We start from the raw sequence: 26,819 nt of genomic DNA on the forward strand, positions 1-26,819 counted from the left end.
CTGCGAGCCGGGACGGTCCGGGCCAGGGTCGGGCGCAGACCGCGACAGTCGAGCCGCCGGAGGTCCCCGTGCGCAGCAACCGACTCCTGCCCCTGCTCGCCGCCGGTGCCCTGGTGCTCAGCGCCTGCGGCGGCGGTGGGGAGAGCGTCGACACCGGAACCGGCGGAGGCGGAGGCGGAGGCGGCGGGGGCAGCACGCTCGTCGCGGCGGTGTCCGCCCAGCCCGACCAGTTCGACCCGCACGTGACCACGGCCTACCCGAGCTTCCAGGTCCTGGAGAACGTCTACGACACCCTCGTGGTGCCGAACGCCGAGGACCTCACGATGGAGCCGAGCCTCGCCGAGAGCTGGGAGACCAGCGAGGACCAGCTGACCTGGACGTTCACGCTGCGGGACGGCGTGACCTTCCACGACGGCAGCGCGTTCGACTCCGCCGACGTCGTCTACTCCTACCGGCGGATCATCGACGAGCAGCTGAGCAACTCGTTCCGGTTCCAGAACGTCGCGTCCGTCGAGGGGCCCGACCCGCGGACCGTCGTCATCACGCTCACCCAGCCGACGCCGAACCTGCTGGAGCGGATCGGCTCCTTCAAGGGGATGGCGATCCTGCCGGAGAACGCCGCGGCGGACCTCGACCTCACCACCGAGGCCAACGGCACCGGCCCCTTCCAGCTCGAGAGCTCCGACGCCAGCAGCACCGTGCTGACCGCCTACCAGGAGCACTGGGGCGGCGCGCCGAGCGTCGACGGGGTCGAGTTCCGCTACATCACCGAGCCGGCGGCGGCCCTGACCGCGCTGCAGAACGGTGAGGTGCAGTGGACCGACAACGTCCCGCCGCAGCAGATCGAGTCGCTGGGCGGCGACGACACCGTCGAGCTGCAGACGACGCCCAGCGTCGACTACTGGTACCTGTCCATGAATTACGCGCGCCCGCCGTTCGACAACCGCGACGTGCGGCGCGCGATCTCCTTCGCCGTCGACCGCGAGGCGGTGGCCGAGGCGGCGTGGTTCGGGGCGGCCCAGCCGAACCAGACCGCGATCCCCGAGGACAGCTTCTTCCACACCGACTACGCGCCGTTCCAGCCCGACCCCGACCAGGCCCGCCAGCTGCTCGAGCAGGCCGGCGTCCAGACGCCGCTGACGATGGGCCTGATGGTCACCGACGAGTTCCCGGAGACGGTGACCGCCGCGCAGGTGATCGCCAGCCAGCTCGAGCCGATCGGGATCAACGTGGAGATCGAGACCCTGGACTTCGCCACCTGGCTGGACCGGCAGGGTCAGGGCGACTTCGACGCCTTCTACCTCGGCTGGCTCGGCAACCTCGACCCGGCGGCCTACTACCAAGAGCAGCACCAGACCGACGGGCCGAACAACTACCAGGGCTACAGCAACCCGCAGGTCGACCAGCTGCTGCAGGCGGGCGCGACGGAGACCGACGACAACGCCCGCAAGCAGATCTACGACCAGGCCGCGCAACTCATCGTCGACGACGTCTCCTACCTGTACCTCTACAACCCCGACGTGGTGCAGGCGTGGGCGCCGGGGCTGTCGGGCTACCAGATCCGGGCGGACAAGGCGATCAACTTCGAGAGCGTGGAGCTGCCCTGACCGGCTACCTCCTCCGCCGGGTCGGCCAGTCGCTCGTCGTCCTGGCGGGGGTGAGCGTCATCGTGTTCGGCCTGGTCCAGCTGGTGCCGGGCGATCCGATCCGGCTGGCCCTCGGCACGCGTTTCGACCAGGAGACCTACGACGCGCTCCTCGCACGGTCCGGCCTGGACCAGCCGCTGGTCACGCAGTACTTCGGCTGGGCGGGCCGGGCCCTCACCGGGGACCTCGGGGTCAGCTTCCGCAGCGGGGAGACGGTCACCTCGCTGATCGGCGAGCGGCTGCCCGCGACGCTGACCCTGGCATTCGCCTCGATCCTGGTGGCGCTGCTCATCGCCGTCCCGCTGGGCACCCTGTCGGCGCTGCGGCCCCGGTCGGTCGTCGACCGGGTCGCGACGGTGCTCAGCCAGATCGGGATCTCGGTGCCGGAGTTCTGGATGGCGATCGTGCTCATCCTGGTCTTCGCCGGGACGCTGGGCTGGCTCCCCTCGGGCGGCTACGTCCCGCTCACGGAGGACCCGGGCGGCTGGGCCCGGCGGCTGCTGATGCCGGCGGTGGTCACCGGGGTGGTGTCCGGCTCGGTGATCACCCGGTTCGTGCGGTCGAGCGTCCTCGAGGCGCTCGGGGCCGACCACGTCCGGACGGCGCAGGCCAAGGGGCTGCCGGCGCGGCAGGTCTTCACCTGGCACGTGCTGCGCAACGCGCTGCTGCCCCTGGTCACCGTCACCGGCGTGCAGCTGGCCTACCTGCTGTCGGGAGTGGTGGTCGTGGAGATCGTCTTCTCCTGGCCGGGGCTCGGCCAGCTGGCCCTGCAGGCGGTCCAGTCGCGCGACTACCCGGTCCTCCAGGGGGCGATCCTGCTCTTCGCCGTGGTCTTCCTGCTGATCAACCTGGTGGTGGACCTGCTCTACACCGCCATCGACCCACGGATCCGACGATGAGACCCCAGCCGCGTCCTGCTGCGATGATCCACAGCCGAGGCCTGCTGCCATGACCGGCGCGCCGCTGCCCGAGCCGGCAGCCTCCCCGACCGCCACCGACGCCGGCGTCCCCTCGACGGCGCGGCCCCCGCGGCCGCGCTGGCGGCAGACCCTGGGCCTGCTCGCCCGAAACCCCACGGCGGCGGTCGCGGCGACGGTCCTGCTCGGCATCGTCCTGATGGCCGTCTTCGACGAGAGCCTGGCGCCCGAAGGGCCCAACGTCATCGCGGTCGAGGACCGCCTGCAGCCGCCGAGCCTGGACCACCCGTTCGGCACCGACGACCTCGGCCGGGACATCCTCAGCCGGGTGATCCTGGGGGCGGCCGTCTCGCTGCGGGTGGGGTTCCTGGCGGTCGCCTTCGCGCTGGTCGTCGGAGCCCTCATCGGCCTGCTGGCCGGCTACTACGGCCGCTGGGTGGACGACGTCCTGATGCGGTTCATGGACGTCCTCTTCGCCTTCCCGGCGGTGCTGCTGGCGATCGCGGTGCTCGCCGTCCGTGGCCCCGGGGCCGGCAACACCGCCCTGGCCATCGGGATCGTCTACATCCCCGTCTTCGCCCGGGTGACCCGCGCCAGCGTGCTCGGCGTCCGGGAGGAGGTGTACGTGCGGGCGTCGCGGTCGGTGGGTGCATCGGACTTCCGGCTGCTGACCCGGCACGTGCTGCCCAACGCGGCGCCGCCGATCATCGTGCAGACCTCGATCAGCCTGGCCTTCGCCGTCCTGGCCGAGGCGGCGCTGTCCTTCCTCGGGTTGGGCACCCAGCCGCCCAACCCGTCGTGGGGGCTCATGCTGGCCGAGGGCCGCGGCTTCATCGACCTGGCCTGGTGGCTGGCCTTCTTCCCGGGGATGGCGATCTTCCTGACCGTGCTGTGCTTCAACCTGCTCGGCGACGGGCTGCGGGACGTCCTCGACCCGCGCCAGCGCACCCTGATGGCCGGGAGCGGCAGGTGAGCGCGCCGCTGCTGGAGGTGGAGGACCTCCGGGTGCGGCTGCGCACGCCGCGCGGTCCGGCCGAGGTCGTCAACGGGCTGAGCTACACCGTCGGGCGCGGCGAGACGGTGGCGGTGGTGGGGGAGTCCGGCAGCGGCAAGAGCGTCTCGGTCCTGGCCCTGCTCGGGCTGCTCCCCGCCCGGGTGGCGACGGTGACCGGCGCCGCGCGGCTGGACGGCGAGGACCTGCTCACCATGCCGCCCGAGCGGCTGCGCCAGGTGCGCGGCCCCGGCGTCGGGATGGTCTTCCAGGACCCGATGACCTCGCTGAACCCGGTCCTGACGATCGGCCGGCAGTTGATCGAGGGGATCCGCGCCCACGGTGAGGTGTCCAAGGCCGAGGCGCGGGACCGGGCGGCCGGACTGCTGGCCGAGGTGGGCCTGCCCGACCCGCAGCGCGCCCTGGACCGCTACCCGCACGAGCTGTCGGGGGGCATGCGCCAGCGGGTGGTCATCGCGATCGCGCTCGCCAACAACCCCTCGCTGCTCATCGCCGACGAGGCCACCACGGCCCTCGACGTCACCGTGCAGGCGCAGATCCTCGACCTGGTGGCGGAGCTGCAGAGCGAGCACGGCACCGGGGTCATCTGGATCACCCACGACCTGGGCGTGGTCGCCGGCATCGCCGACCGGGTGCTGGTCATGTACGGCGGCCGCTGCGTGGAGGACGGCTCGGTGGACGACGTCCTGGAGCGTCCGGCGCACCCCTACACGCGCGGCCTGCTCGGGGCGCTGCCCGACCTGGCCTCGTCCGGCGACGGCGAGCTCGCGACCGTGCCGGGCACCCCACCCGCCCCCACCGCCCTGCCTGCCGGCTGCGTGTTCTGGCCGCGCTGCCCGGTGCGTTCCGACCCGCGCTGCGAGACCGAGCAGCCGCCACTGGCGGTGGTCGGCGCGTCGACGGGCGGCCTGCCGCACCGCGCGGCGACCTGGTGCAGTGAGGGGAGCTCACGATGACCGACCTGCCGCAGGGGCCGACCGCCCACGCCCGGGGCGTCCCCGCCTCTGACGTCCCGGCCTCCCGGGTGCCCGCGTCCGACGTCCTCGTCTCCGCGCGGGGGCTGGAGGTGCACTTCCCGGTCCGGTCCGGCAGCGCCCTGCGGCGGACGACGGGGCTGCTGCGCGCCGTCGACGGCGTGGACCTCGACATCCGCCGCGGGGAGACGCTGGGGCTGGTCGGGGAGTCCGGCTGCGGCAAGTCGACGCTGGGCAACGCGCTGCTGCGGCTGGTGGAGCCCACCGGCGGGACGGTGACCTTCGACGGCACCGACGTGACCGGGCTGGACCGGCGCGGGCTGCGCGACCTGCGCCGGCGGGCCGGGATGGTCTTCCAGGACCCGTTCGCCTCCCTCGACCCGCGCCGGACGGTGCGGCAGACGGTGTCCGAGCCGTTGGAGGTGCACGGCCTGCGGTCGGGACGGCAGGAGCGCTCCGCGCGGGTCGCCGAGCTGCTGGAGCTGGTCGGCCTGGACCCCGCGGTCGCCGACCGCTACCCGCACGAGTTCTCCGGCGGGCAGCGGCAGCGGGTCGGCATCGCCCGCGCGCTGGCCGGCGAGCCGGACTTCCTGGTCTGCGACGAGGCGATCGCGTCGCTGGACGTCAGCGTGCAGGCGCAGGTGCTCAACCTGCTCCGCCGGCTGCAGCGTCAGCTCGGGCTCACGCTGCTGTTCATCTCGCACGACCTCTCCGCCGTCCGGCACGTCTCCGACCGGATCGCGGTGATGTACCTGGGACGGGTGGTCGAGGTCGGCCCCGCGGCGGCGGTCGGCTCGGACCCGAAGATGCCCTACACGCAGGCGCTGCTCTCGGCGGTGCCCGTGCCGCACCCGGCCCTCGAGCGGACGCGGCAGCGGATCGTGCTGGGCGGCGACGTCCCCTCGCCGGCGAACGTCCCCAGCGGCTGCCGGTTCCGCACCCGCTGCCCGTACGTCTTCGAGCCCTGCCCGGACGTCGACCCGGCGCTGCAGCCGGTCGGCGCGCCCGGGCAGCACGCCGCCTGCCACCTGCACGGCGTCGTCGGCCGCCCGGTCGAGCGGGAGGACGCCGCTCCCGCACCCGCCGACTGACCCGCCGACTGGCCGGCCGCGTCGTCCGCCCCACCCCCGCTGCCCCTCCCACTCCCCTCCTCGAGTCGATCATGGGGTTGTTGCTCGACAACACGCCGTGTGGAGCGGGTCCTGCGGCAACAACCCCGTGATCAACGGACGAAGGGAAGCGCGGCGGGGGACGGCGACGTCACCCAGCAGATGCGCAAGGACCTCGGCGCGTAGGGCACGCCCCGTGCCGTCCGCGGCGCGTCGGGCGGGTCGCCGACCAGCGCGCACCGGGGCATGGCTGGTGCGGCGCCGTCCCTGGTAGGACAGGCCCGTGCGGACGGTGGAACTGCGCAGGCGCTTCGCCTCGAGCGCGGTGGCCCGCCTGGCGACGGTGCGGCCGGACGGCGCACCCCACCTGGTACCGCTGGTGTTCGCCCTGGTCGACGGCACGGTCTACTCGGCGGTCGACGCCAAGCCGAAGCGCACGTCCCGGCTGCAGCGACTGGCGAACGTCCGCGTCGAGCCGCGCTGCGCCCTGCTCGTCGACCACTACGAGGACGACTGGTCGCACCTGTGGTGGGTCCGGGCGGACGGCACGGCCACGGTGGTGGACGACCCCCCGGCCACGCACCCCGGCCTGGCGGCGCTCGCCGAGCGGCACCCGCAGTACCGCGAGCAGCCCCCCGCGGGGCCGCTGCTGGTGGTCACGGTCCAGCAGTGGAGTGGTTGGTCGAGCACGACCTGAGGAGAGGACCCGGCATGGAGATCGGCATCGGCATCCCCAACAGCGTCCGAGGCACCACGGGTGCCCAGCTGCTGGACTGGGCGAGACGGGCGGAGGCGGCCGGCTTCTCCAGCCTGGCCTCGATCGGCGCGGTCTCCTACCCCTCCTACGAGGAGCTCACCGTGTTCGCCGCCGCCGGTGCGGTGACCGAGCGCATCCGGTTCCTGCCGAACGTGCTGATCGCGCCCGCCCGCAGCACCGCCGAGCTGGCCAAGCAGGCCGCCACCGTGCAGGAGCTCACCGGCGGGCGGTTGACGCTGGGCCTCGGGGTCGGGTGGCGGGAGGCGGACTACACGCTGACCGGGCGAGACTTCGCCGGCCGCGGCCGGCTGTTCGACCAGCAGCTGGCCGACCTCCGGCGCGCCTGGGCGGGGGAGCCGCTCGTCGAGGGGACCCGCCCGGCGGCACCCGAGACCGGCCACCACGGGGTCCCGTCCTCGTCGGCGGCAACACCGACGCGGCGATCCGGCGGACGGTGGAGCACGGCATCGGCTGGACGGCGGGCGGCCTGCCGCCAGAGGCGACCGCGCCGTTCGTCGAGCGGGTCCGCGCCGCCTGGGCGGAGGCCGGTCGCGAGGGCTCCCCGCGCATCGCCGCGCTCAACTACTTCTCCCTCGGCGACACCGAGGAGCAGTCTCGCGCCTACCTGCTGGACTACTACGAGCCGATGGGCAGGGAGACGGCCGAGTACATCGCCGGGAGCGCGCACCGCTCCCCGCAGGCGATCAAGGAGGTCATCGCGGCCTTCGCCGAGATCGGGGTGGACGAGCTGATCCTCGATCCGACGGTCTCCGACCCGGACCAGGTGGAGATGCTGGCCGAGGTCGCCCTCTAGGTCGGGTGGGCCGTCCGGCCGCCCGCCCGCCGACCGGCCCGGTCGCCAGGCGGGCCGGTGTGCCAGGGTGGCCCGATGGCGGGTGTCGAGCAGAGGAGCGGCCGCCGGACGGCGGCTCACGGGTACTACGCGGGCCACAGCGTCCACGCCGCGCCGGGTGTGCACGAGTACGCCGTGGAGCTGGTGCGGGCAGCGCTGCCGCAGGGCGGCCGGGTGCTGGAGGTCGGCGCCGGCTGCGGTGCCCTCGCGTTGCGGCTGCGCGACGCCGGCCTCGACGTCGTCCCCACCGACCTGGACCCGCCGCACGACTGGATCCACCGGCTGGACCTCGACGACCCGCAGTGGACCGACGAGACCCAGGGTCCGTTCGACATGGTCGTCTGCGTCGAGACGCTCGAGCACGTGGAGAACCCGCGGCAGGTGCTGCGCTCGATCCGCTCGCTGCTGCGGCCGGGGGACAAGCTGCTGGTCAGCACGCCGAACGTGACGCACCCGCACTCACGGCTGAAGATGCTGCTCCGCGGCGCGCCGTACATCTTCGGCCCGAAGCACTACCACCAGCCCGGGCACATCACGATCCTCCCGGACTGGATGCTCACCGAGCACGTGCGGCTGGCCGGGTTCGGCTCCATCGAGGTCCGCACCGGCGGCGACACCTTCTACCGCGGCGTCGTCCGGCTGGCGTACCGCGTCGAGATCGCGCTGCTCGCGCTCCTCGGCGTCCGGCAGCGAGCCGACTCCGGGCAGGGCATCTGCACGTTCGTCACCGCCGTCGCGGTCTGACACGCCGGGGCGCGCGTGGTCCTGTTGAGGTGACCGACCCGTCGGGAGGCGCCGGCACGCTCGCCGGGCGGCGGAACGGTCGACATGTGGGTGCGCGCTGCGACCGGTCACCGTGGTCGTTGTGGCGGATGGCAACGATTCGGCGTCGCGGGCGCGGGGGCACGTCGCGCGCGTCCCGGAGAACCGAGCTGCGACACCTATCGTTCTCGCACCGCCGCCGGTACGCCGACGGCGCACGGGAACCTGTCGCCCTTCCCCGGTGACGGCCCGTTGTCGGGGGAGGTTTGGTCGCCGGTGAGCAGCATCGTGGGCACCCGGTTCAACGAGGTGGTCCTGGGTGGCGTCGTCCGCCAGGGCTGGTGGCTGGTCGTCGACGAGGAGGACGGCTCCGGGTTCGTCCTGGACGGTCCCTTCGGCGACCGCGACGAGGCCGTGTGGGCCCTCGACGACCTCGAGGACGCCCCGGCCGGTCTGCACCCGGTCTACGGCGTCCGGCGGGCCGACGGCCTGCTGCGCCGCCGGTCCTCGCCCCAGGACCGCACGTGGTGGTCCTTCCTCGGCGAGCAGGTGGACCGGCTGCCCGAGGGGTGGGACGCCGACCTGGACGACGAGCACCCGCTGCCCGGCCTGGTCGTCGAGGTGGTCGCGGTGCTGGCCGAGGCGGGGCTGTTCCTCTACGACCCCTCCGGTGCCGACGGCGAGCTGGGCGGGGTGTGCCTGACCCCGGAGGCGACGCTGGACGGCGTCGTCGTCAGCTGGCGGCAGCACGACCGGATGAGCCTGGACCAGCTGCACGGCGCCGCCGCCGACGCACTGGTGCAGCAGGTGATGAACCGGGCGCTGGCCGAGGTGCTGAGCGTGCGCGGCTTCGCGGTCGAGCCGCTCGGCGGCGCCTGCGTGGTCCGCGAGGGGGAGCTGCCCGAGTAGTCAGCGGCCGGAGAGGGACGTCGACGGCGCGGGGACCGAGGTCCCCGGCCGGGTGCCGCCCCCTCCAGCGGTTGATCATGGGGTTGTCTCAGGAGGACCCGCCGCGACACGGCGAGGCGTGCGGCAACGACCCCATGATCAACGGGGGAAGAGTGGCAGGCGGACGGCTCCGCCGGGCGGTCCTCGCGTGCCCGGCTAGCGTGGCGCCGTGGCCGCCACCCCGTTCCGTCCGCCCTGGTTCGGCAACCGAGGCGTGCAGGTGCTCGCCGGCGGAGCGCTCGCCTACTGCCTCGTGCAGCTGGTGGTGCAGCTCGTCGACGGCCTGTGGGCGCAGGCGTTCCTGAACTTCGCCTGGAGCGTGCTGTTCGGCTACGTGCTCGTCGAGTCGCTGCGCTTCCGCCGCGAGCAGGACGCGGCTCCGGGCGGGCCGGTGGAGCCCGGCGACTGACCCCGTCGCGGTGTGGGCCGTGCGTGACGGCCCGACGGGATAGCCTCGACCCGCCAGGAGGGCTCGCCTAGTGGCCGATGGCGGCGGTCTTGAAAACCGCTATGGGGTGACACCCATCGTGGGTTCGAATCCCACGCCCTCCGCTCCTGACCTGCGGTCGTGCGTTGCCCGGAGAGCTCCGGGGAGGGACGTCGGGCACTGCCGACCGCTCGCGTGCCCGCTGCGAGGCGCTCCACGCGGGTTACGACCTCGACGTCGCGCCGCTCGGCTGCGTGCTGGTGGATCATCGCGGCGCGGGACGACGAGTGGCCGGCTCGTCGCACGACCTCGGACACCACTCACGGTCGGGGGTGGAAGGTCAGACCGGGGTCGGCCTCAGCGCCGTGACCGCGGCGGGGAACACATCTCGCACCAGTTCATAGGCGGTGTCACCAGGACAAGTGGTGAGAGACATGTCCCGGTGTCCAGCGATCGTCGTGGTCGTCACCGTGGTCCCGGCCGGCCAGCGGTTGGACCCACGGGACACGAAGGTGGTCGTGGAACCCGGCGCGGTCTCGATGGCATAGGTGTCCGCAAGTGCTGCCAGCAGGGCTGTCATGGAGCGCTGAGCTTCCGGAGTCGGAGCCTCGACCTGGTGGTTCCCGATGAAGCAGCACAACTGGGCGAACCCCTGGCTGCCACCGGTCGCATCGGCCATCACGGGACCGGCCAAGCTGCCGGTGCGTCCCTCCCACACCGTGCCGTACCGATCGACGAAGAAGTTGTAGGCAACGTCCGGCCACTTCCTGTCCGGGCCGGTGTGGAACCGGTAGAAGCCGCGGAGCAGACCGGGCACATCGCCGGGGTCATAGTCGTTCGTGGACGCGGTGTGGTGGACGAGCAGGAAGCGGGTGTCGCCTGGTCGCTCCTGCTGCAACGGACCCGTGGGAGCCAGGCCCTGCGCCCAATCGGCTCGCGGACGCACGTCGACCCCTCTGAAGGGGGTCCGGGCTCGAGCCTCCTCAGGCATCACTGCGATGAGTGAGATCGCCAGAGCTGTCGCAGACGAGCCGACGAGCAAGGCACGTCGACTCAGGGCCCGTGGCGACGCAGCGACGGCGTCTCCAGCCGCCGGTGTGCCCTGACGCTGATCGGTCATCTCCACACCTGCTCGCTGGGCGTTGCGTTGGCGGGCACCTCGACGTGGTCACCGTCGCCCACCCCGCCACGCACGGCGGGGACGACCGACTGGGAGGAGCAGGGGCCGAGGAAAGACGGGGTCGAGCATGCTCCCGCCCGGGAGAGACCGGCGCAGCCCCTCGCTGGTGCTCCAGAGCGGTGATACACCCCCGCCCGAGTCGCTGGCAATGCCCTGCACGTGCCGACGCCGCACAGCGGGCCGGCGTCGGGGCTGACGGCGCCCGTCGGCTGTCCGCGGCTGTGGACCTCACGCCGCTACTCGGCTGCTGGCGGCGGTCTCCGACCAACCGTCGAGGTCGCGTCCACCGACGTGGGCTCCTCGTCACCTTCCTCGCGCAGGGTTCCCGGCTGTCGTGTCGAGCTGCCGCCGTGGTCCCCTCACGGTCGCGCGGCTTCCGGGGGTCGGCACGAGCCAGTCGTGCATCGTGGTCAGGCCACGGTGAGAGGCGCTGCAGGCAGTCGAGCTCAGACGTCCGCTCGACGGCGCTCGGCGACGCGACGCCAGGCCGCAAAGCCCAGACCGGCGAGCAACAAGACGTAGAGGCCGATGGTGATGGGGCTGCTGACCAGCACCGCAGGGTCGTTCTCGGAGTTGGCCATCGCGTCGCGGAGCGAGTACTCGGCGAGCGGGCCGAGGATCACCGCGATCAGCACCGGTGCGATCGGGATGTCGTAGAGCCGCATGGCCAGGCCGAGGACGCCGATCACCAGCATGATCACCAGGTCGATGATGCTGGCTCCGGCGGCGTACACGCCGAACGAAGCGAAGACCGCGATGCCGGCATACAGGTAGGACTTCGGCACCCGCAGCAGCTGCGCCCACAGCGGCGCGAACGGCAGGTTCAGGATCAGCAGCACGACCATCGCGAGGAAGAACCCGGCGAGCAGCGGCCAGACGATGTCGCCGCTGCGCTCCAGCAGCAGCGGGCCCGGCTGCAGCCCGTACTGCTGGAAGGCCGCCAGCAGCAGCGCGGCGGTCGCCGAGGTCGGCAGCCCGAGCGCGAGCAGCGCGCCCATCGCGGTGCCGGCGGTGGCGTTGCCGGCGGCCTCCGGGCCGGCGACGCCCTGGATGGCGCCGCGGCCGAACATCGGCTTCGCCCGCCGCCGATCGAGCCGGCGCTCGGTGCCGTAGGACAGGAACGTCGGCACCTCCGCGCCCCCGGCCGGGATGACGCCGAACGGCAGGCCGTAGCCGGTGCCGCGCAGCCACGCCGGCAACGCCGCGCGGAACTCCGACCCGGACAGCCAGGGCCGCCCGCTGGGCAGCACCGTGTCCTGGGTGCCGCGCCCACCCGCCTTGGCGGCCTGGTGGAAGACCTCGCCCAGTGCCAGGAGCGACACGGTGATGACGACGATCGGGATGCCGTCCAGCAGCGCCGAGGAGCCGAAGGAGAACCGCGCGGTGCCGGTCGGCTGGTCGATCCCGATCATGGCGAGCACCAGCCCGATCGCCAGCGCCGCGAGGCCGCGCACGGCCGAGTCCGTGACGACGGCGGAGATCGCGATGAACGCGAGGACGGCGAGCGCGAAGAACTCGGCCGGCCCGAACCCGGTCGCCAGCTCCGCCAGCGTCGGGGCGAAGAACACCACGAGCACCGAGGCGACCGTGCCGCCGATGAAGGCGCCGATCGCCGCGGTGGCGAGCGCCTGCGCCGCACGGCCGCTCTGCGCCATCCGGTAGCCCTCGAAGGCGCTCGCGATCGCCGTCGAGTTGCCCGGGGTGTTCATCAGGATGCCGGAGATCGAGTCGCCGAAGAGACCGCCGAAGTAGATGCCGGTGAACATGATGAGCGCGTTCGTCGGCTCCAGCACGAACGTCAGCGGCAGCAGCAGCGCGACAGCCATCGCCGAGCCCAAGCCGGGCAGCACTCCGACCGCCGTGCCGAGCAAGGCTCCGATCAGCACGAACAGCAGCGCGGACGGGCTGAGGATGTCCCCGAACCCGCCGATCAGGTTGGACAGCTGCTCCACGTCCTCAGAACCCCCCGACGAAGCCGGCGGGCAGGGAGATGCCGAGCAGCCCGCTGAACACGATCTGGATGACCGACGCCAGCGCGAGCCCCGCCAGCAGGCAGGTCACGAACTTCCGGTTGCCGAGCGCGATCGCGACCGCGGCGAACAGCAGCGTCGCCGACAGGATCCAGCCCAGCCACGGCAGCACCGCGATGAACACGACGACCCCGCCGATCGCGGTCCCGACGGCCGCTGCGTTGACGGTGTCGGGCCCGATCTCGTCCGAGCCGTCCGAGGAGTCGGCCGCGGCTCGCGACCCAGCCCCGAACGCGGGGTCGTACTCGGGCCGCGGCCGCAGGATGTCCACGGCGAGGAAGACCGCCACGACGAAGCAGATCGCCGCGACCGCCCAGGGCATCACGGTCGGGCCGAACAGCCCGCCTTCCCCGACGACGTCCATCGTCGCCGTGCCGGTCACCAGGAAGATGCCGAGCGCCACGAGGACCGCCGGGACGACCAGGGCTCCCTTCGACAGGTGCGCGGGCCGCGGGCGTCGCCGCGGGGTGGTCGCGGCCGTGGCGCGGGGCACCTCGCTCATCACAGCCCCAGCTCCTCGAGGAGTGCGTCGATCCGGCGCTGCTCCTCGACGAGGAACTGTTCGAAGTCCTCGCCGTAGATCTCGCTGCGCACCCACCGATTGCGCTCGACCGCCTCGGACCAGGACTCGGTGGCGACCATCTCGCGCACGATCTGCTCCAGCTCGGTCCGCTGCGCGTCGGTGATCCCCTGTGGGGCGACCAGGCCGCGCCAGTTGACCAGATCGACTTCCGGCAGGCCGAGCTCGGTCATCGTGGGCGCGTCGATCCCGGCCAGGCGCTCCGGTGCCACGACGGCGAGCACCCGCAGCTGGCCGCCGTCGACGAGGTCGGCGAAGTCGTTGTAGCCGCTGATCCCGACCCCGACGGTGCCGGCCGCGGTGGACAGCAGGCTCAGCGTGAGCTCGCCGCCGCCGGCATGCGCCGTGTACTGCACGGTCTCGACCGGAATTCCAGCGGCCTGCGCCACCTGGGCGGCCACCATGTGGTCGATGCCACCGGCCGACCCGCCGCCGATCGGCACCGCGGCCGGGTTTGCAGCCCAGGCCTGCACGAAGTCGTCGAAGGTGCGGAACGGCGACTCCGCAGGCACCGCGATGACCTCGAAGTCCTCGGCCAGCCGGGCGATCGGAGTGGTGTCCTGCATGCCGATCCCACTGCCGGACTGGCTGATCCCGCCGAGCATCACCGTGCCGGTCACCATCATCGTGGTGCCCTGGCCGGTCAGGCCGGCCAGCTGGTTCAGCCCGATGGTCCCGGCAGCGCCGGGGATGTTGACCACCTGGACGGTGTTGACGATGTTGCCGGTGCGCATCGCCTGCTGGCCCTCGCGGGCGACCAGGTCCCAACCGCCGCCGGCCGCGGCCGGGGCGATCAGCGTGAGACTGGCACGTGCGGCCTGACCCTCCCCTGACCGGGCGGCATCGGTGAAGGCCGTGACCGCGAGCGCGGCGACGAGCAGGATTCCGAGAGTTGCGACGACCCGCCTCCGTGGCATGCCCGGTAACGCTATCGCCCGCCGCAGAGGAACCCAATGCCCGCGTTCGAGAACTCAAGAACCGTTGTGAACGCAATGGACGTCGCCCATTCCGCCACTCGCGAGGGCTTAGGGTTTGCGCCATCCGCACGCGCCTGACGGGAGCGACATGACGATCTGTGTGGCGTACGGCCCGACACCGGAGGGCGCTGCCGCGCTCGCTCTAGCGGTGCATGAGGCACGGTTGCGCGGGACCTCGCTGGTGGCACTCGCGACCGACAGGCAGGAGCGGTTCGAGCACGACCACGCGACCGACGACCGGGCGCTGCGCGAGGAGATCGAGCGGCAACTCGCAGAGCTGCGGGTGGCGGGCGACCCGGAGATGGAGGTGCGCGTCGTCGACGACGGTGGCGACGCTGCGGAGGCGATCATCGACCTGGCCGTCGGGGCGGACGCAGAGCTGCTCGTCCTCGGTCTGAAGCGGCGCAGCCCGGTCAGCAAGCTGCTCACCGGCAGCATCGCGCAGCGGATCATCCTGGACTCGCCGATGCCGGTGCTGGTCACCCACGCGGCCCGGTCGTCGTAGCCGGACCGCGCTGCAACTCGCACGACCTGAGCGACTGAAGCCAGGCTGCGGGTCGGGGCACCACCTGTCGGCGGGCATCGAGGTCGTGCTCCGACCGTGCCAGATGAACGGGTCGAGTCCTGTGGTCGGCTGTCGACAGAGGTCGGCGTCCCTGAGGCATCGAGAGAGGCGCGCACGCCGTTCTGGATCGGGCACACGGACAAGGTGAGCTGGTCAGTACATGGAGCGGGTGACGGGAATCGGACCCCAATGGCCAGTTCGGCCGCCGAACACTTCGGTGAGCCCACCGTCCAGCGGAGCCATCCCGACCAGCACGGCCTCCGGAGCTGCCACTCTCAGCCGGGCGTCCCCGGGCGGGGCGTCCTCGCTTCCTGGACGGTTGCTCATGGGCGACGCGACCTGGGTCCACAGCAGGGTCGCAGCGCACCCAGCAGCGGCCATGACCAGTCCCCGTCAGCTGGATCGTCCTCGGCTTGCCGCTCGCGGCCGTGCCGGGTGCTGCATGACGGTCGTGCCCACTGCCTGCCCGTACGACGGGCACGAAGGGTGAGCAGACGTCGACAGGGGCGAGGTGCACGACGCCTCTGAGCTGCCATGGCGACCTGGAGCCCATGTCCCGACGGCCTCGAGCAGTAGTGAGACACCTGTCCGGTGTGTCCTGATCCACGACACCAAGCCCTCCGCCTCAGCGATCAGCCGCGGATCAGCAGCTCCCCACCGTCCACGCGGAAGTCGCGGTGCAGCTCGCGCAGCACCGCCAGGCCCTCGACGTCGACGGTGCCCACGCCGCGGAGGTCGAGCACCACGCGGGCGTGGCCGGCATCGCGCAGCCGGTCGGCCGTGCCCCGCACCAGGTCCGCGCCGCTCGAGGTCAGGTGGCCGCGCACGGTGATCAGACCTGCCCGCCGGTCGACGACCTCGCTCAGCACCCCGCTCACGCGGCCGCCGGCGCGGGTTCGGCGACCAGGACCCGCCACAGGCCGGTGCGGCGCAGCAGCCCCTCGTGCGGAGGTCGGCCCCGCGCAGCACCACCGCGCCACCACGGGCCCGGCAGATGCGGTGCGCCGACACCAGGACGGCGACGGCGGCGTCGGGCAGGTGCTGCACCCGGGAGAGGTCGACGACGAGGGAGCGGGCCCCGGCGTGCAGCGTGCCGAGCAGCGCCCAGCGGACGTCGGCCAACCCCCCGGCGAGCAGGTCGTCGTCCAGGTGGATGGTCACCTCGTGCGCCCGAGCCGGTGCGGGGGCCATCGTCACAACCGTCCTCCTCGTGATCACTGCCCGCTATCCTGCGCGCACGGTCTGACAGTTCTCTGGGCCCGACGTGGGAGTTCGCCGGACGGCGCGTCACCCGCACGGGGCAGGCGGACTGGAGCCACACCGTCCGGACGACGATGGAGGGGCATGCGCTTCCCCGACTCCCTGCGTGCGCGGGAGCCACGCGCCACGGCGCACTCGATCGTCCTCATCATGGGCGTCTCGACCGTCGTGCTCGCGCTGCTGACGACGTTCGGGCCGAACTCGGTCAGCAGTGCCACGCGGGCCGCCTCCTGGGCGGGGGTCGCCGCGCTGGTCACGACGATCGCGGTGTGCGTCCTCGTCCCGGCCGAGCGGCTGGACCGCGCCGGGGCCTTCGTCCTCCTCGGTGTCTGCGGCGTGCTGTTGACCTGCGTCCTGAACGTGCTGACCGACGACCCGTCCGCCGGTGCGCAGGCGTTCCTCGCCTTCCCGGTGCTCTGGGCGGCGTCACACCTGGGCTGGGCCGCCGTCGCCCTGGTGACGGGGGCCGCCGTGGTGGGCAACGGGGTCACCCAGCTGCTGCTCCAGCCCGTCGAGCCGGCGATGCACGACCAGCTCGTCATCGGGACCGTGCTCGTCGTGGCGTCCGTGATCCTGGTCCGGACCGCCTCGGTGCAGGACCGCCTGGTCTCGGCGCTGCAGCAGCAGGCCGACGTGGACCCGCTCACCGGGCTGGTCACCCGCCGGGTCCTGGACGACGCCCTCACCGGTGCCCTCGAGCGGGAGCCGACCGGCGACGGGACGGCGCTGGTGCTGGTGGACGTCGACTCGTTCAAGCAGATCAACGACGCGCACGGCCACCCCGTGGGGGACGACGCGCTGGTCCACCTCTCCGGCCTGGTCCGCGGCAGGTGCGGGCCGGGGACGCCGTGGTCGGCCGGCTCGGCGGCGACGAGCTCGCGCTCCTGCTGCCCGGCTGCACCGCGGAGACCGCGGCCCGGCGCGCGCGGGAGCTGCTCGAGACGGTGCGCGCCTCACCACTGCCGCGCACCGACGGCGACCTGCTGCCGCTGTCGATCAGCGTGGGGCTCGCCCACGCGCCGCTGCACGCGGACTCGGTGCGAGAGCTCTACGCGGCCGCCGACGCGGCGCTCTACCGGGCCAAGCGGGCCGGCCGCGACCGCGTCGAGGTCGCCGTCAGTCCCGCCCCCCGGCCAACCGACGGGCTGCCGCGGCAACGGTCCGTCCCGTGAGCCGCCCGTCGGACAGACCCAGCGCCACCACGTCGTCGAAGACCCGCTGGTCGGCGCCGGCCGCGCGCACGGCGGCGTCCATCACGGGCGGCCAGCGGGACAGCTCGGACGCCAGCCGTGATGCGCGCAGGTGCCCGGCCAGCCGCCGGCGCAGCAGCCGCCGGTAGCGCGCGCCGGCGCCGGCTCCGGCGGTCGCCGCCGTCCCGGCCAGGGCGCCGGAGAGGACGGCGTAGAAGATCCCCTCGCCGGTGAGCGGGTTGACGAGCGACGCGGCGTCGCCGGCCAGCAGCACCCGGCCGTCGGGCAGCCGCGGGCGGCCGGTCGACAGCGGCAGCCGATGCGCCCGCAGCGCTGCGGGCACCACCCCTGGCAGCAGCCGGTGCAGCCCGTCGACCAGCGCGGCCCTCGTCGCCCCGCCCGACACGAGTTCGCCGTAGCCGACGTTGGCCCGCCCGTCGCCGAGCGGGAACGACCACGCGTAGGCCGGCCAGCGCTGCTCGGTGGTCACCAGCACCTGGGTCAGTCCCTGTGCGGGGAGCGCGGGGGCGTAGCCGCGGATCGCCACGGCCAGCCGGTCCGGGCGGTTGCTCGACAGCCCCAGCGCCCGGCGGACGACGGACTCCGCGCCGTCGGCCCCGATGAGCACCTCCGCGCGCAGCCCGCCGTCCACGGTGGCGCCGTCCGCGTCGACGGTGACCGTGCGGACGGCGTGCCGGCGGAAGTGCGCGCCGGCCGCACGCGCCGCGGCGAGCAGCCGGGCGTCGAGGACCTCGCGCGGGACGACGTACGACGGCCGGTGCGTGTCGCGCTCGACGACCGCCCCGCCGGGCGAGCGCAGCGAGAGCCGGGGGACAGGCGGGTACCCGGCGACCAGCTCACCCGGGTCCGCGCCGAGGCCGGCGAGCACGTCGAGCGCCTCGGGCGCGACGCCGTCCCCGCAGACCTTGTCGCGGGGGAAGTCGGCGCGGTCGACCACCAGCACCGAGGCGCCGGTGCGCCGGACGGCCAGCGCCGCGGCCGCGCCCGCTGGGCCGCCTCCGACGACCACGACGTCCCAACGCTCCACCGGCCCGACGCTACGGGCCCCCGCAGTAGAAGGACCTCGCCCCCCTCAACCCTCGCAAGCTCGGGTTGAGCCTCCGGGCGAGGCCAGCTCGCGAGCTGCTCACGGCGGGGTCGGGGCCCACTTGCGGACCGGGTGCTCGTACCGCTCGACGAAGGCCAGCAGCTCCGCGGGCTCGGTGACCACGCCCAGCGCGTCCAGCCGGCGGGCGTCGAGGTAGCCGTCGTCCACCATGCGGCGCAGCTGGGCCAGCAGCGGCTGCCAGAACCCGTCGACGTCCACGAGGACGGCCGGCTTGGCGTGCAGGCCGAGCATCCCCCAGGTCCAGGCCTCGAACAGCTCCTCCAGCGTGCCGGCGGCGCCGGGCAGCGCGACGAAGGCGTCGGCGAGCTCGGCCATGCGCGCCTTGCGCTCGTGCATGGAGGCGACCACCTCCAGCTGCGGCAGCCCGGGGTGCGCGAGTTCGTCGTCCACCAGGTGCTGGGGGATGACGCCGACGACGTCGCCGCCGGCGGCCAGGGCGGCGTCGGCGACCACGCCCATCAGCCCGGCGCGCCCGCCGCCGTAGACGATGCCGACGCCCGCGCGGGCGAGCCCGGCGGCGAACTCGGCAACGGCGGACCGGTGGGACGGTGGCCCGCTCTGGGACCCGGTGAAGACGGCGACGCGCACGACGCCGAGCCTGTCACGGCGGCGCCGGCACCCCGGACGGGGTTCACTGGGGGCGTGTTCTCTCCGACGGACGGCTGGGTGACCTGCGCGCTGGGCCACCGGCACTGGGGCCGGGTCGGTGCGGCCGGGCTGCTGGTGCACCGCGTCGGGACGCAGGGTCCGGAGCTGCTGCTCCAGCACCGGGCGGTCTGGTCGCACCACGGCGGCACGTGGGGGACGCCGGGCGGCGCGCTGCACGCCGGGGAATCACCCGAGCACGGCGCCCTCCGCGAGGTGCAGGAGGAGCTCGGCCTGCTGCCCCAGGACCTGGAGCTCGGTCCCGCCTCGGTCGACGACCACGGCGGCTGGTCGTACACGACGGTGCTGGCCCGGCCGGTGCGCGACATCGAGCCGCGGGACCTGCAGCTGGACGGCGAGAGCGACGGCGTGGCCTGGATCGCGCTCGGTGACCTGGTGTCGGTGCCGCTGCACCCGGGCTTCGAGGCGTCGCTGTACCGCCTGCACGACCTGCTGAGCGCCTGACGTCCGGCGCCCGGTCAGGCCGGGGTCACCGTCACGGTGAGCGCGCGGTGGTCGCCGACCGGGAGCGTCGAGGCCTCGGCGTCCCGCCCGCGGAGCCCGTTCCCCACCGCCAGCAGGTGGTCCAGCTGCACCCGCGGGCCGGACGCCGGGAAGCTCGGCTCGCGCACCAGCGGGGTCGCCCGGAGCAGCCGGCCCGGGAGTGCGCCGGGCAGGTTCAGGTCCCCGGCCAGCACCACCGGCCCGGGCATCCCGGCGATCCACCGGCGCAGCCGCAGCAGCTGGCGGACGGCGGTGGGCGGGGCGAACGACAGGTGCGTGGCGACGACGGTGAGCGACCCCAGCCGGGCGGCGACGGCGGCTCGCGGTTCGTCGGGGAACCACCACCACCGGACCCGGCCGGTGCGCGGGTCGGGGCCCTGCACCGGCAGCCGCGCCCGGCCGGCGCCCAGGTCGAGCACCGACCACTCGAGCACCGGCAGCCGGCTGAGCAGCGCGATGCCGTAGAGCGGGCCGTCGGCCGGGGTGTGCGGGCCGCGCAGCAGCGGACCGGCGGGGGACCAGCTGCGGAAGGGGTCGGGTGTGCCGGCCACCGTGGCCGCGCCGCGCCAGTCCGCGGCGCCGAGGCCGGCGGCCAGGGCGGCGGCCTGGTCGACCCCGTGGGAGCGCGGCTGCCCGGCGTCGACCTCCTGGACGGCCAGCACGTCGACGTCCAGGCCGGCGACCGCCTTCTCCAGCCCCGCGGCGTCGAGGACCGGACCGCCCGGGCTGCGACCCGAGGCGGTGTTCACGGTGCCGAGTCGCACGGCGGGCCCCCCGGACACCCCGGCGACGCTACCCGGGCGTCGCGTCCGGTGCCGTTCCGTTCGAGGTACTGCTGAGTGCGGGGAGGCCTACCCTCTGCACGCCCTGTCCCGCCGACGGAGGAGCCGGCCTTGTCCGACCGCCACCGCCCTACGGGTGCGACACGGTGGAGGAGACCACCGACGGCGTCGGCGGCGGCGTCGGCGAGGTGACCGAGGGCGCCGGCGGGCTGGCCGGCGGGCTCCTGCCGTGACCGTTCCGGGCCGGCGCTAGGTTCGGCCCATGACCGCCCGCGACGACGTCTCCGAGATCTTCGACAGCGCGGCGTGGCAGCCGGTCGAGGGCTTCGACTTCTCCGACATCACCTACCACCGCGCCGTCGACGCCGGCGTCGTCCGGATCGCGTTCGACCGGCCCGAGGTGCGCAACGCCTTCCGTCCGCAGACCGTCGACGAGCTGATCACCGCCCTGGAGCACGCCCGGCTGTCGACCGACGTCGGGTGCGTGCTGCTCACCGGCAACGGGCCCAGCCCCAGGGACGGCGGCTGGGCGTTCTGCTCCGGCGGCGACCAGCGGGTGCGCGGCAGGTACGGCTACGAGCACGACACGGGGCGCAGCAGCGGCCGGCTGCACGTGCTGGAGGCACAGCGGCTGATCCGCTTCATGCCCAAGGTCGTCGTCTGCGTCGTCCCGGGTTGGGCGGCCGGCGGCGGGCACAGCCTGCACGTCGTCGCCGACCTCACCCTCGCGTCGGCCGAGCACGCCCGCTTCAAGCAGACCGACGCCGACGTCGGCAGCTTCGACGGCGGCTTCGGCTCGGCCTACCTCGCGCGGCAGGTCGGCCAGAAGTTCGCCCGGGAGGTGTTCTTCCTGGGTCAGGAGTACTCCGCCGAGGACGCGCACCGCATGGGCATGGTCAACCGCGTCGTCCCGCACGCCGAGCTCGAGACCACCGCCCTGGAATGGGGACGGCGGATCGTGGCCAAGAGCCCGACTGCGCAGCGGATGCTCAAGTACTCGTTCAACCTGATCGACGACGGGCTGGTGGGCCAGCAGCTGTTCGCCGGTGAGACGACGCGGCTGGCCTACATGGCCGAGGAGGCCGTGGAGGGCCGGGACGCGTTCCTGGAGAAGCGGGACCCGGACTTCAGCCGGTTCCCCTGGCACGTATAGCGGAAGGACCCCGTCCTCCTCACGCCTCGCGAGCTCGGCGCGAGCCTCTGGACGGGGCCACAGTCAAGAAGTCGGTGTTCGAAGGAGGACGAGATGATCGTCGAGGTGGTGGGCGGTGCCGACGAGCTGCCCGAGGTGCGGGTCGTGGACGTGGACGACCTGACCGCGCTGCAGCTGGCGCTGGGGGCGGTGACCGACGAGGAGGCCGACCAGGCCCTGCGGGACGCCGGTCTGGGCCGGGTGCAGGACGCGGACACCGGCGTCCTGGACCTGGCTGCGCTCCGAGCGGCAGCCGAGCCACAGGCCGGGAGCCACGACTGGGCGCAGCGCTGGGACGGCATGGTCGGCCAGGCGAGGGAGGCGGGGCGGCTGGTCGACGACGGCGCCGGCCTGCAGGTCCGGGTGGAGAGCGCCGCCGGCGCCTGACCTCCAGGCGGCCGTCAGCCGATCCGGCCCGTTCCGGAACGCGGGATTTCGGAAAATCGCGCAACCCGCGGTGTCGTCATTGTGGCGACCCCACCGGCACGTCACCATGACCCAGTGACCCGCATCGCATTGGTCTCGGCATGAGCGGAACGCCGGGGCGCCCGCTGAGCGCCGAACTGTCCGAGCAGCTGCTCACCGTCGCGGTCGACATCCTGGCCGACGAGGGGTGGGGCAAGCTCAACAGCGACCGCGTCGCCGCGCGCGCCCGCGCCGGCAAGGCCGGCATCTACCGGCGCTGGCCGACGATGGCGGCGATGGCTCGTTCGGCGGTGGGCCGGTTCACGCTGGTCCGGGTCCCGCCGGACCAGGGCTCGCTGCGTGACGACCTCGCCGCGCTGGTGGACCGATGGCGCCGGCCGCTGGACCGGGAGGAGCGGGCGGCCGCCAGCCTGGTCGGTGCGGCACGGCACGAGGAGGACCTCCGCGCCGGCCTGGACGCCGCACTGGTGCAGCCCCTGGCCGAAGCGATCCGGGCCATCGGCGCCCGGGCGGCCGAGCGGGGGCAGCAGGTCCCCGAGGCGCGCCTCGCGATGCTCTGCTCGGTCATCGAGGCATTCTGGTGGCAGCGCTACACCTCCGACCGCGGGGCCCTGAGCCGCGAGGAGGTGCAGCGCGTGCTCGACGAGGTGCTGCTGCCCGTGGTCGTGCCCGACTCGGAGCGGGCCACGGTCTGACTCGGCGGGTGCGCCCTCAGCCGATGCGCCGCAGCCTGCCGCTGGTCGGCGGGGGCAGCGTGGAGCCGAGCCCGCTGAAGACCTGGTCGGCGACCGAGCAGGCGAGGGCGACGCCCTCCTCGGGGTCGGCCGGCAGCGCTCCGGCCGGTCCGGCGAGCAGCCGCCGGTGCTGCACGATGAGCGTCCGGACGGCGGCCAGCCAGACGGCGGCGGTCACCGACGCTGCGGTGCGGACGTCGGTCGGCACCGGAGGCGCGCCCCCCTCGACCGTCCACGTCTCGAACAGCGCGTCGGCCAGGCGGGCCGTCGCCTCGTGCTGCAGCTCCCGCTCGCGGGCGCGCAGTGCGGGGGAGGCCTCCAGCGTCGCGTCGAACACCCGGCCGTCGCGGGTGGCGAGCTGCCGGGCGTGCACGGCGACCCGCTCGATGAGGTAGGCGTGCAGGGCCTCGAGGGGGGTGGTGCCCGGAGCGCGGGAGCGCACGGAGTCGGCGGCGCCGTCGACCCACGGGGTGTGCCCGTCGAAGAAGAGGTCCTCCTTCGTCGGGAAGTGGTTGAAGACGGTCTGGACGGCGACGTCCGCAGCCCCGGCGATGTCGGCGATCGTAACCGCCTCGAAGCCGCGCTCGGCGAACAGGGCCTGCGCGGTCTCACGGATGAGTGACCGGGTCTGCGCCTTCTTCCTCGCGCGCCGGTCCATTACCTCACTCACGGTAGAAGGTTAGCTCCACTCGGTAAGCACGGGCCGATGCCCGTGTCACCTGCCCATTGTGCGCCCGTACCGCCCGGGCAGCACCGCCCGAATCCCCCGTCCCGACCCGGCGGTGCCGCCCGCGGGGCGGCCGGCGAGTCGGCGTGTCCGCGTCGCCCGATCGGGCGCACCCGCGGTGTCGACCGTCGGGGCGAGGAGCCGCCGCCGAGGCAGGGACTCCCGCTCCGACCTGCGCGGTTGCGTCGTCCGCGGGCGGGGCAGGACCGGGGCATGGGCGACCCCCGCACCGGCAGCCGCGTCCGGATCGGACTCGTCGGCGCCGGGGGCGTCGGCGCCCGCCACGCGCGGACGCTGGCCGGCTTCCCCGACGTCGAGCTGGTCGGCGTCACCGATCTCGTCCCCGAGGCGGCGGACGTGCTCGCCGGAGAGCTCGGTGTGCCGGTCGTCGCGGACGTCGACCGGCTGCTCGGCCGGCCCCTGGACGGCGTCTGGCTGTGCGTGCCGCCCTTCGCCCACGGTGAGCTGGAGCTGGCCGCCGTCCGTGCGGGGATCCCCTTCTTCGTCGAGAAGCCGCTGGCCACCGGCGTCGAGGTCGCCGAGGAGGTGGCGGGCGCCGTGGCCGGAACCGGGTTGCCGACCGCGACCGGGTACCACTGGCGGCATCTGGACACCGTGGCCGTCGCGCGCGCCGTCTGTGCCGCGCACCGGCCCCGGCTGGTCGACGCCACCTGGCTGGACGAGGTGCCGCCGCCGGCGTGGTGGTCGAGTCGGGAGCGCTCGGGCGGGCAGGTGGTCGAGCAGCTGACCCACGTGCTCGACCTGGCCCGGCTGCTGGTCGGCGAGGTGGCCGAGGTGCGCGCCACCGCCGCGCCGTCCACCGCGGAGGGCCGCGACGTCGACGACGCGACCGCCGCGCTGCTGTCCTTCGACTCCGGCGCCGTCGGCACGGTGACCGCGGCCTGCTCGCTGCCGGGCAAGCTGGCCGCCGGGCTGGCCGTTGTGTGCGACGGCGCGGCGGTCGAGCTCACCGAGACCTCGTTGACCGTCACCACCGCCGACGGGGCGGACCGCAGCGAGCCGCGGGTCGACGGGCGCACCGCCGTCGACCGGGCGTTCGTCGACGTGCTGGCCGGCGGGGCGCCGGCCGCGGGGCTGGTCGACTACGCGGAGGCGCTGCGCACCCACCGGGTGGCGGTCGCGATCGCCGAGTCCGTCCGCACCAGGGACGCCGTGCGGCCCTGACGGGCGGTCAGCGGAGGGCGCGCTGTCCGCGGGGAGCCGGCAGCCGGGGACGGGACCGGCGGCGGGCGCGGGCCAGCGTCTCGCCGTACAGCCGCTCGTAGCCGTCGGCCATCACCGCGGGGGCGAACCGGCGGCGGGCCTCGGCGGCGCAGGCCTCCGGGTCGATCTCGTCCAGCCGGTTCAGCGCCGCGGTGAAGCCGGCCTCGTCGGCGGCCAGGAAGCCGGTGCGGCCGTCGTCCACCAGGGAGGGCAGGCAGCCGCGGGCCATGGCGACCACCGGCGTCCCCGCGGCCAGGGCCTCGCAGACGGCGGTGCCGCCGGGCTCCTCCCAGCGGACGGGGAACAGCACCGCGCGGGAGGTGCGCAGCAGCTCGTCCTTCGCCGCACCCCCGACGCTGCCGACCCAGCGCGCGGTGACGCCGTCCAGGTGCGGCTCGACGTGCTCCAGGAACCAGGCGACGTCGGGGTGCGAGCAGGCCGGGTGGCCGGGGGTGGCGAGGGCTGCCTCCAGAGCCTCCCGGTCAGGCAGGCCGCCCACCGGGCCGGCGAGCACCAGCGGCACCCCGGCGGCGCGACAGCTCCGCAGCGCCGTGTCGATGCCCTTGGCCTCGCACAGCCGGGCGAGCACCAGCACCGCGTCGGACCGGTCCGTCCGCCGTGCCGGGGGTGGGCCGTCGACCGGCACCGACAGCGGGACGACGCCGACGACCTGCCCGCGCAGCTGCGCCGGCGCCTGCGCCACCTGGGTGTCGGAGACCCCGGCGAACCACACCCGGCCGCCGCCGTCGAAGGTCGCCCAGAAGTCGGCGTTGCGGCCGGTGTCCCAGTGCAGCGTGGCGAGCGTCGGCGGCGCGGCGTCCCCCAGGCCGGCCAGCAGCGCCGGGCCCACCACCTCGACGTGGCTGTGAACGAGGTCGAACGGCTCGCCGGCCAGCGCGTGCTCAGCGAGGGTGGCCAGCGCCACCTGCTCGTGCGCGTGCGCGGTGCCGACGACCTGCGGGTAGGGCCCGCCCAGCTGCTCGAAGCGGCCGGTGGGGAAGGCGCTGACCAGGCCGTCGACCGGCAGCGTCGAGTCGCCGACCGAGGCGAGGACGACCGTGTGCTCGCGGGCGCGCAGCTCGGCGGTCAGCGTGGCGACGACGTTCTCCAGGCCGCCGTAGCCCGGCGGCGGCACCGGCAGCCACGGGCCGGCGTCCATCAGGATCTTCACGCCCGCCCCCTCCGTCCGCCCTCGACGGCGCGGACCGACCGCATCGGCGGCCGCTCCACCACGCCGACGTCCCAGCTGACGCCCTCGAGGCCGTCGGCGGTGCGCAGGAACTGCAGCAGCTCGCGCTTCGGGCGGCCGGCGCCGGGCCGGCGCGCCAGCGCGGTGTGCAGGATCTGCCCGGCCATGCGGCCGAGCGCGGCGTCGGCCTGGTGGGTGTGCTGCCGGGTGCCGAAGTCGACCTGGGCCAGGGCGTCGAGGCCGGCCAGCGCCGCGAGGTCGACCAGCAGGCCCAGCTCCACGCCGTAGCCGGAGACGAACGGCACCTGCTCGAGCAGCTCGCGACGGCCGGCGTACTCGCCCGACAGCGGCTGCACGAAGCCGGCGAGCTCCGGCCAGAAGGCGTTGAGCAGCGGCCGGGCGACCAGCTCGGTGACCCGGCCGCCGCCGGAGGGGACGATGCCGTCGGTGGTGGTCAGCGGCCGGTCGTAAAGGGCCTTGACGTAGCCGACGGTGGGGTCGGTGAGCAGCGGGCCGAGCAGGCCGACGACGAACCGCGGGTCGAAGGCGACCAGATCGGCGTCGATGAACACCAGCAGGTCGCCGCTGGTGACGTGCAGCGACTTCCACAGCGCCTCGCCCTTGCCCGGCCGGCTGCCGTGCCGGGGGAGCACCGTGTCGGCGGCGACGACGCGGGCGCCGGCCGCTGCCGCCACCTCCGCCGTCCGGTCGCTGGAGCCGCTGTCGACGACGACCACCTCGTCGACCAGCGGGCAGCGCTCGACGAGGTGGTCGCGGATCGTGGCCACGATCGTGCCCACGGTGCGTTCCTCGTCGAGGGCGGGGAGCACCACGCTGACGGTGCAGCCGCGGGTGCCCTTGACGGCCACCAGGTCGGGTGCCGCCCAGGTCTCGGCGGCGAAGGTGCGGGAGTGGAGCCAGCGTCGGACGTCAGGTCGCACGCGTCTTCCCAAGGCCGGGTGCCGACACCGGCGTCGGCACGGAGGTCCCCGTCGGGCGACAGGATGCAGGAGGAACGGCAGTTCCGGGCCGCTGTCCGCGTCGCGTCCCCGGCCTGCGGGTGTGCCTCCGGACGCTTCC

General features: G+C 74.1%; 28 protein-coding genes, 1 tRNA gene and 3 pseudogenes. 20 read left to right on the forward strand and 12 right to left on the reverse strand.

The genetic code is table 11. The features are described from left to right. Positions 1 to 68: 68 nt before the first annotated feature. The 12 genes and pseudogenes from GOBS_RS01535 to GOBS_RS01585 all read left to right on the forward strand — a co-directional run bounded on the left by GOBS_RS01535 (position 69) and on the right by GOBS_RS01585 (position 9,530). Positions 69 to 1,607 carry an ABC transporter substrate-binding protein gene (locus tag GOBS_RS01535; RefSeq protein ID WP_012946552.1) on the forward strand — a complete coding sequence of 513 codons (1,539 nt, stop codon included), beginning with the start codon at positions 69 to 71 and terminating at the stop codon, positions 1,605 to 1,607. Further along, complete coding sequence (locus tag GOBS_RS01540) at positions 1,604 to 2,545, forward strand: ABC transporter permease (protein WP_012946553.1); 942 nt, start codon at positions 1,604 to 1,606, stop codon at positions 2,543 to 2,545. The genes GOBS_RS01535 and GOBS_RS01540 overlap by 4 nt, the downstream gene beginning before the upstream one ends. 49 nt (positions 2,546 to 2,594) lie before the next feature. Then, on the forward strand, positions 2,595 to 3,536 hold the full coding sequence (locus tag GOBS_RS01545; protein ID WP_012946554.1) for an ABC transporter permease: 942 nt from the start codon (positions 2,595 to 2,597) through the stop codon (positions 3,534 to 3,536). Then, positions 3,533 to 4,531: an ABC transporter ATP-binding protein gene (locus tag GOBS_RS01550; RefSeq protein ID WP_012946555.1), complete on the forward strand. Its 999-nt coding sequence runs from the start codon at positions 3,533 to 3,535 to the stop codon at positions 4,529 to 4,531. Before GOBS_RS01545 ends, GOBS_RS01550 begins: the two co-directional genes overlap by 4 nt. Then, positions 4,528 to 5,640 (forward strand): ABC transporter ATP-binding protein, encoded by a 1,113-nt coding sequence (locus GOBS_RS01555; RefSeq protein WP_012946556.1) that lies wholly within the window; start codon positions 4,528 to 4,530, stop codon positions 5,638 to 5,640. Before GOBS_RS01550 ends, GOBS_RS01555 begins: the two co-directional genes overlap by 4 nt. A gap of 301 nt (positions 5,641 to 5,941) precedes the next feature. Continuing rightward, a complete protein-coding gene (locus GOBS_RS01560) occupies positions 5,942 to 6,355 on the forward strand; it encodes a TIGR03668 family PPOX class F420-dependent oxidoreductase (protein WP_012946557.1) in 414 nt (137 codons plus the stop codon). 14 nt (positions 6,356 to 6,369) lie between these two features. Beyond that, positions 6,370 to 6,771, forward strand: a pseudogene (locus GOBS_RS29555) (LLM class flavin-dependent oxidoreductase); the annotation flags it as partial. 98 nt (positions 6,772 to 6,869) lie between these two features. Next, entirely contained in the window at positions 6,870 to 7,229 is a 360-nt protein-coding gene (locus GOBS_RS29435; RefSeq protein ID WP_049788109.1) for an LLM class flavin-dependent oxidoreductase, read from the forward strand. A 75-nt stretch (positions 7,230 to 7,304) separates the two neighbouring features. After that, the gene (locus GOBS_RS01570) at positions 7,305 to 8,012 is read left to right on the forward strand and encodes a class I SAM-dependent methyltransferase (protein ID WP_041241271.1); all 708 of its coding nucleotides are present in this window, start codon (positions 7,305 to 7,307) and stop codon (positions 8,010 to 8,012) included. Between the two features lie 294 nt (positions 8,013 to 8,306). Beyond that, positions 8,307 to 8,939 (forward strand): hypothetical protein, encoded by a 633-nt coding sequence (locus tag GOBS_RS01575; protein WP_012946559.1) that lies wholly within the window; start codon positions 8,307 to 8,309, stop codon positions 8,937 to 8,939. Between the two features lie 208 nt (positions 8,940 to 9,147). Next, the gene (locus tag GOBS_RS01580) at positions 9,148 to 9,387 is read left to right on the forward strand and encodes a hypothetical protein (protein WP_012946560.1); all 240 of its coding nucleotides are present in this window, start codon (positions 9,148 to 9,150) and stop codon (positions 9,385 to 9,387) included. Positions 9,388 to 9,443: 56 nt separating this feature from the next. Further along, positions 9,444 to 9,530: transfer RNA gene (locus GOBS_RS01585), tRNA-Ser, on the forward strand. 215 nt (positions 9,531 to 9,745) lie between these two features. Here GOBS_RS01585 and GOBS_RS01590 read toward each other — a convergent pair. The 4 genes from GOBS_RS01590 to GOBS_RS01605 all read right to left on the reverse strand — a co-directional run bounded on the left by GOBS_RS01590 (position 9,746) and on the right by GOBS_RS01605 (position 14,112). Beyond that, positions 9,746 to 10,303 (reverse strand): N-acetylmuramoyl-L-alanine amidase, encoded by a 558-nt coding sequence (locus GOBS_RS01590; RefSeq protein WP_166487243.1) that lies wholly within the window; start codon positions 10,301 to 10,303, stop codon positions 9,746 to 9,748. Between the two features lie 728 nt (positions 10,304 to 11,031). Beyond that, a complete protein-coding gene (locus GOBS_RS01595; protein WP_012946561.1) occupies positions 11,032 to 12,537 on the reverse strand; it encodes a tripartite tricarboxylate transporter permease in 1,506 nt (501 codons plus the stop codon). Between the two features lie 4 nt (positions 12,538 to 12,541). Next, a complete protein-coding gene (locus GOBS_RS01600; RefSeq protein WP_049788110.1) occupies positions 12,542 to 13,117 on the reverse strand; it encodes a tripartite tricarboxylate transporter TctB family protein in 576 nt (191 codons plus the stop codon). After that, positions 13,117 to 14,112: a Bug family tripartite tricarboxylate transporter substrate binding protein gene (locus GOBS_RS01605; protein WP_012946563.1), complete on the reverse strand. Its 996-nt coding sequence runs from the start codon at positions 14,110 to 14,112 to the stop codon at positions 13,117 to 13,119. Before GOBS_RS01605 ends, GOBS_RS01600 begins: the two co-directional genes overlap by 1 nt. A 148-nt stretch (positions 14,113 to 14,260) precedes the next feature. On the opposite strand from GOBS_RS01605, the gene GOBS_RS01610 reads away from it, so the two are divergent. After that, positions 14,261 to 14,677 (forward strand): universal stress protein, encoded by a 417-nt coding sequence (locus GOBS_RS01610; protein WP_012946564.1) that lies wholly within the window; start codon positions 14,261 to 14,263, stop codon positions 14,675 to 14,677. A 692-nt stretch (positions 14,678 to 15,369) separates the two neighbouring features. Here the strand turns inward: GOBS_RS01610 and GOBS_RS01615 are convergent. Together GOBS_RS01615 and GOBS_RS28410 are read right to left on the reverse strand one after the other, a co-directional pair. Next, positions 15,370 to 15,615 (reverse strand): STAS domain-containing protein, encoded by a 246-nt coding sequence (locus GOBS_RS01615; RefSeq protein WP_041241273.1) that lies wholly within the window; start codon positions 15,613 to 15,615, stop codon positions 15,370 to 15,372. Positions 15,616 to 15,748: 133 nt separating this feature from the next. After that, positions 15,749 to 15,928 (reverse strand): annotated as a pseudogene (locus GOBS_RS28410) (STAS domain-containing protein); the annotation flags it as partial. Positions 15,929 to 16,519: 591 nt separating this feature from the next. Between GOBS_RS28410 and GOBS_RS29560 the strand changes: the two are divergent. After that, positions 16,520 to 16,759 (forward strand): annotated as a pseudogene (locus GOBS_RS29560) (GGDEF domain-containing protein); the annotation flags it as partial. 68 nt (positions 16,760 to 16,827) lie between these two features. Further along, positions 16,828 to 17,169: a GGDEF domain-containing protein gene (locus tag GOBS_RS29140; protein ID WP_041241276.1), complete on the forward strand. Its 342-nt coding sequence runs from the start codon at positions 16,828 to 16,830 to the stop codon at positions 17,167 to 17,169. On the opposite strand, the gene GOBS_RS01635 is transcribed toward GOBS_RS29140, so the two are convergent. After that, positions 17,114 to 18,235 (reverse strand): NAD(P)/FAD-dependent oxidoreductase, encoded by a 1,122-nt coding sequence (locus tag GOBS_RS01635; protein WP_012946565.1) that lies wholly within the window; start codon positions 18,233 to 18,235, stop codon positions 17,114 to 17,116. The two genes, GOBS_RS29140 and GOBS_RS01635, sit on opposite strands and share 56 nt — an antisense overlap. Positions 18,236 to 18,334: 99 nt before the next feature. Beyond that, on the reverse strand, positions 18,335 to 18,904 hold the full coding sequence (locus GOBS_RS01640; RefSeq protein WP_012946566.1) for an LOG family protein: 570 nt from the start codon (positions 18,902 to 18,904) through the stop codon (positions 18,335 to 18,337). Positions 18,905 to 18,958: 54 nt separating this feature from the next. On the opposite strand from GOBS_RS01640, the gene GOBS_RS01645 reads away from it, so the two are divergent. Further along, positions 18,959 to 19,426 (forward strand): NUDIX domain-containing protein, encoded by a 468-nt coding sequence (locus GOBS_RS01645; protein ID WP_081448770.1) that lies wholly within the window; start codon positions 18,959 to 18,961, stop codon positions 19,424 to 19,426. A 14-nt stretch (positions 19,427 to 19,440) separates the two neighbouring features. Here the strand turns inward: GOBS_RS01645 and GOBS_RS01650 are convergent, their stop codons facing one another. Next, on the reverse strand, positions 19,441 to 20,247 hold the full coding sequence (locus tag GOBS_RS01650; protein WP_243697617.1) for an endonuclease/exonuclease/phosphatase family protein: 807 nt from the start codon (positions 20,245 to 20,247) through the stop codon (positions 19,441 to 19,443). A gap of 262 nt (positions 20,248 to 20,509) precedes the next feature. Between GOBS_RS01650 and GOBS_RS01655 the strand changes: the two genes are divergently transcribed. From GOBS_RS01655 to GOBS_RS01665, 3 genes are all read left to right on the forward strand, one after another. Then, complete coding sequence (locus GOBS_RS01655) at positions 20,510 to 21,400, forward strand: 1,4-dihydroxy-2-naphthoyl-CoA synthase (RefSeq protein ID WP_012946568.1); 891 nt, start codon at positions 20,510 to 20,512, stop codon at positions 21,398 to 21,400. Positions 21,401 to 21,493: 93 nt separating this feature from the next. Beyond that, entirely contained in the window at positions 21,494 to 21,826 is a 333-nt protein-coding gene (locus tag GOBS_RS01660; RefSeq protein WP_012946569.1) for a hypothetical protein, read from the forward strand. A 140-nt stretch (positions 21,827 to 21,966) separates the two neighbouring features. Continuing rightward, entirely contained in the window at positions 21,967 to 22,560 is a 594-nt protein-coding gene (locus GOBS_RS01665; RefSeq protein WP_012946570.1) for a TetR-like C-terminal domain-containing protein, read from the forward strand. A gap of 16 nt (positions 22,561 to 22,576) precedes the next feature. On the opposite strand, the gene GOBS_RS01670 is transcribed toward GOBS_RS01665, so the two are convergent. Then, entirely contained in the window at positions 22,577 to 23,269 is a 693-nt protein-coding gene (locus GOBS_RS01670) for a TetR/AcrR family transcriptional regulator (RefSeq protein ID WP_166487244.1), read from the reverse strand. A gap of 270 nt (positions 23,270 to 23,539) precedes the next feature. Here GOBS_RS01670 and GOBS_RS01675 point away from each other — a divergent pair, with 270 nt between their 5' ends. Further along, entirely contained in the window at positions 23,540 to 24,511 is a 972-nt protein-coding gene (locus GOBS_RS01675; RefSeq protein ID WP_012946572.1) for a Gfo/Idh/MocA family protein, read from the forward strand. Positions 24,512 to 24,518: 7 nt separating this feature from the next. Here GOBS_RS01675 and GOBS_RS01680 read toward each other — a convergent pair whose 3' ends face one another. Together GOBS_RS01680 and GOBS_RS01685 are read right to left on the reverse strand one after the other, a co-directional pair. Then, positions 24,519 to 25,721 (reverse strand): glycosyltransferase, encoded by a 1,203-nt coding sequence (locus GOBS_RS01680; protein ID WP_012946573.1) that lies wholly within the window; start codon positions 25,719 to 25,721, stop codon positions 24,519 to 24,521. Then, entirely contained in the window at positions 25,718 to 26,680 is a 963-nt protein-coding gene (locus tag GOBS_RS01685) for a glucosyl-3-phosphoglycerate synthase (protein WP_012946574.1), read from the reverse strand. The genes GOBS_RS01680 and GOBS_RS01685 overlap by 4 nt, the downstream gene beginning before the upstream one ends. Between the last annotated feature and the right edge of the window lie 139 nt (positions 26,681 to 26,819).

This window comes from Geodermatophilus obscurus DSM 43160 (genome assembly GCF_000025345.1).
In the GTDB taxonomy this organism is placed as follows: Bacteria; Actinomycetota; Actinomycetes; order Mycobacteriales; family Geodermatophilaceae; genus Geodermatophilus; species Geodermatophilus obscurus.

What these genes read in the sequence shown, in the direction of transcription:
- GOBS_RS01570 (WP_041241271.1), top strand. Translation starts at nt 7,305, where the DNA reads ATGGCGGGTGTCGAGCAGAGGAGCGGCCGCCGGACGGCGGCTCACGGG.
- GOBS_RS01600 (WP_049788110.1), bottom strand. Translation starts at nt 13,117, where the DNA reads ATGAGCGAGGTGCCCCGCGCCACGGCCGCGACCACCCCGCGGCGACGC.
- GOBS_RS01675 (WP_012946572.1), top strand. Translation starts at nt 23,540, where the DNA reads ATGGGCGACCCCCGCACCGGCAGCCGCGTCCGGATCGGACTCGTCGGC.
- GOBS_RS01655 (WP_012946568.1), top strand. Translation starts at nt 20,510, where the DNA reads ATGACCGCCCGCGACGACGTCTCCGAGATCTTCGACAGCGCGGCGTGG.
- GOBS_RS01605 (WP_012946563.1), bottom strand. Translation starts at nt 14,112, where the DNA reads ATGCCACGGAGGCGGGTCGTCGCAACTCTCGGAATCCTGCTCGTCGCC.
- GOBS_RS01660 (WP_012946569.1), top strand. Translation starts at nt 21,494, where the DNA reads ATGATCGTCGAGGTGGTGGGCGGTGCCGACGAGCTGCCCGAGGTGCGG.
- GOBS_RS01610 (WP_012946564.1), top strand. Translation starts at nt 14,261, where the DNA reads ATGACGATCTGTGTGGCGTACGGCCCGACACCGGAGGGCGCTGCCGCG.
- GOBS_RS01665 (WP_012946570.1), top strand. Translation starts at nt 21,967, where the DNA reads ATGAGCGGAACGCCGGGGCGCCCGCTGAGCGCCGAACTGTCCGAGCAG.
- GOBS_RS01555 (WP_012946556.1), top strand. Translation starts at nt 4,528, where the DNA reads ATGACCGACCTGCCGCAGGGGCCGACCGCCCACGCCCGGGGCGTCCCC.
- GOBS_RS01545 (WP_012946554.1), top strand. Translation starts at nt 2,595, where the DNA reads ATGACCGGCGCGCCGCTGCCCGAGCCGGCAGCCTCCCCGACCGCCACC.